3 protein-coding genes are annotated in these 2,920 nt (G+C 42.9%); 2 read left to right on the top strand and 1 reads right to left on the bottom strand.

The window, feature by feature from the left end:
• Positions 1-123: 123 nt before the first annotated feature.
• Positions 124-1,632: an ABC transporter permease subunit gene (locus H6S82_RS27135; RefSeq protein ID WP_190470151.1), complete on the bottom strand. Its 1,509-nt coding sequence runs from the start codon at positions 1,630-1,632 to the stop codon at positions 124-126.
• A gap of 47 nt (positions 1,633-1,679) precedes the next feature.
• On the opposite strand from H6S82_RS27135, the gene H6S82_RS27140 reads away from it, so the two are divergent.
• Positions 1,680-2,438 (top strand): amino acid ABC transporter ATP-binding protein, encoded by a 759-nt coding sequence (locus H6S82_RS27140; RefSeq protein WP_190470148.1) that lies wholly within the window; start codon positions 1,680-1,682, stop codon positions 2,436-2,438.
• Between the two features lie 43 nt (positions 2,439-2,481).
• Entirely contained in the window at positions 2,482-2,811 is a 330-nt protein-coding gene (locus H6S82_RS27145; protein ID WP_190470145.1) for a DUF433 domain-containing protein, read from the top strand.
• Positions 2,812-2,920: the final 109 nt, after the last annotated feature.

Here is a 2,920-nt window from a genome sequence, read left to right on the forward strand (position 1 = left end):
CATAATAAATTCCAATCAGTAATTCCGTAGGTTGGGTTGACGTTAGGAAACTCAACTCTATCTAAGCACAAGTTGGGTTTCGATATCTCTCAACCCAACCTACAATTTCTTAACTTGATTACCCTAACTCTTCTTGAGAGACCTATTAACCGGATTCATCCAAGTTTCCAAGAAACCAAAAGCACGCGATGATAACAATGTCAAAGCCAGATAAATTACAGCAACAGTGGCAAAAATTTCAAAAGAACGATAATTATTTGCGATAATCAACCTTCCCTCTTGCAATAGCTCTTGATAACCGATTACCGATGCCAAGCTAGTATCTTTAAGCAAGGTGATAAATTCATTTGCTAGCGGTGGTAACATCCGCCGCAATGCTTGGGGAAAAATCACATAACGCATAGTTTCTACCGCTCCCAAACCAAGCGACTGGGCGGCTTCTGTTTGTCCTTTTTCAATAGATTGGATACCGCCTCGAACAATCTCAGCAATATAAGCAGCGCTATTAAGACTCAGCGCCGTTACTGCGGCGACAAAAGGACTCAAACTAAACTGGATACCAAATCCTTGCAATAAAGTAGGTATGCCAAAGTAAATCATGAGAATTTGTACCAATAACGGCGTACCTCTTAAAAAGTCTATATAAGCTATGGTTGCCCAACGCAATGGAGTTGCTGGAGAAAGGCGGGCAATGCCAATCAACGAACCGCCGATCATTCCCAAAATGCCGCACAATATGGTTAGATATAACGTGACTACCACTCCCTTCAATAACGTGGGCAGGGCGCTTAAAATGATGGCAATAACATTAACTGAATTAGTCGATTGCTCGATACTTGTGCTTTCAGGGAGTTGGGGGGGTTGGGCGTTAAACCATTTGCGATAAATTTGTTCGTAAGTGCCATTATTTAGGATAGCTGTCAATCCCCTGTTGATATCATCTAGATTGGGAGAACCTTTAGCGGTGGGGATGCCGTAGTATTCTTCTGTGAGCAATTGGGATGTAACTTTTAGTCCTTTGAGATTGTTTTCTTTGATAGCATAGAGAGTGACTGGCGCATCGTTGATGACCGCATCTACATTACCGTTGAGCAATTCTTGAAGAGACAAAGGCGCGTTATCGAAAGTACGAATTTTAGCACCGGGGATTTTCTTAGCTTCTAAAGCGCCAGTAGTACCGATTTGCACGGCTACGCGCTTGTTTTGCAGACTTTCTAAAGATGTGATATCTTGGTTGTCTGATTTAACTGCGATCGCTAACCCAGCTTTGAAATAAGGTCGCGAAAAATCTACCGCTTGTTGACGTTCGGCGGTAATAGTAATTCCACTCACCGCCGCATCTACTGTTTTCGCCTGCAATGCGGGGATAATACCGTCAAATTGCATACTTTGAAATTGCACCTGGAAGCCAGCAGCTTTGCCAATTTCTTTGAGTAAATCAATATCAAAACCCACTAACTCCCCGTTGCTTCCCTGAAACTCAAAGGGCGGAAAAGCTGGTTCTGTGGCAATTTTAAGGGTTTTTTGGGCTTTGGCGGGACTGCCGATGAAAAGGGAAACGCATAAAATTGACAAAAACAAGCTGAGAAGCAAAGCCCAGCCGAGCTTACGAAATTGAAATAATCTGTGCATTTGCGATACCTTAAAATAAACTAAGTAGAAATATACTAAACTCAGTTATGCAGGATTATACCCCAGCGATCGCATTTGAGAACATTGAGAAAAATTTCGGCTCTCTTAAGGTTTTGCAAGGAATTACCGGCTCTATAAATCGTGGCGAAGTGGTGGCGGTGATTGGATCGAGCGGTTGCGGGAAAAGTACGCTCCTGCGCTGTTTCAACCGTTTGGAGACAATTAACGGCGGGCGTCTGGTTGTTAATGGAATGGATTTGTCCCATCCGAAACTTAGCCAAACCCAATTACGCAGACTGCGATCGCAAGTTGGTATGGTTTTTCAACAATTCAACTTGTTTCCTCATTTAAGCGTACTGGAAAACTTAACATTGGCTCCGCGTCAAGTCTTGGGAAAATCTCGCTCTGAAAGTGAAGAACAGGCGAGATTTTATTTAGAAAAAGTTGGTTTGGCGCAGAAAGCCGAAGTTTATCCAGAACAATTGTCTGGCGGACAAAAACAACGAGTTGCGATCGCCCGCAGTTTGTGCATGAATCCCCAAATCATATTATTCGACGAACCCACCAGCGCCCTCGATCCCGAATTAGTAGGAGAAGTGCTGTTAGTCATGCAGCAATTGGCGCAAGAAGGAATGACAATGGTGGTAGTTACTCACGAAATGCAGTTCGCCCGTGATGTCGCGCATCGAGTCATATTTATGGATAAAGGTCTCGTCGCAGAAGAAGGATCGGCAAGGGAAGTTATTACCGAACCAAAGAGCGATCGCTTGCGTGTTTTTCTCAGCCGGATGTCTGCAACTTTTTGATTGCCGATAAAATAAAGTTAAGCGATCGTACAGAGGTAGATTTATGCAATTGGAAGATTACTTTGAATTTTTAGACCCAGATGACATCCGCATCAAAGGTCATCGCATCGGCATCGACAATGTGATTGATTATTACTTGCAAGGTTGCTCTCCAGAAGAAATACTCGAACATTTTCCGTCACTGAACTTAGAGAAAATTAACGCAACTATTACCTACTACCAGCAAAATAAAGAAGAGGTAGATGCGTACATGAAGCGATTGAATGATTGGCGAGAAGAACGTTATCAAGCATCTTTAAAAAATCCCTCTCCCTTGATGCAGCGTTTGAGAGCGATCCAAAAACAAAGAGCTAAAGAGCAGGTAAATATCTAGTGAAGATACGTTTCTTGCTTGACGAAAATTTGTCCAAACAGATCAAAATGGCTGTTTTGCGTCTCAACTCTAGCATAGATATTTTGTGCGTGGGAGAGCCAGACGCACC

Origin of the sequence: Planktothrix sp. FACHB-1355, assembly GCF_014748295.1 — a bacterium.
Lineage (GTDB): Bacteria > Cyanobacteriota > Cyanobacteriia > Cyanobacteriales > Aerosakkonemataceae > Aerosakkonema > Aerosakkonema funiforme_A.

What these genes read in the sequence shown, in the direction of transcription:
- H6S82_RS27135 (WP_190470151.1), bottom strand. Translation starts at nt 1,632, where the DNA reads ATGCACAGATTATTTCAATTTCGTAAGCTCGGCTGGGCTTTGCTTCTC.
- H6S82_RS27140 (WP_190470148.1), top strand. Translation starts at nt 1,680, where the DNA reads ATGCAGGATTATACCCCAGCGATCGCATTTGAGAACATTGAGAAAAAT.
- H6S82_RS27145 (WP_190470145.1), top strand. Translation starts at nt 2,482, where the DNA reads ATGCAATTGGAAGATTACTTTGAATTTTTAGACCCAGATGACATCCGC.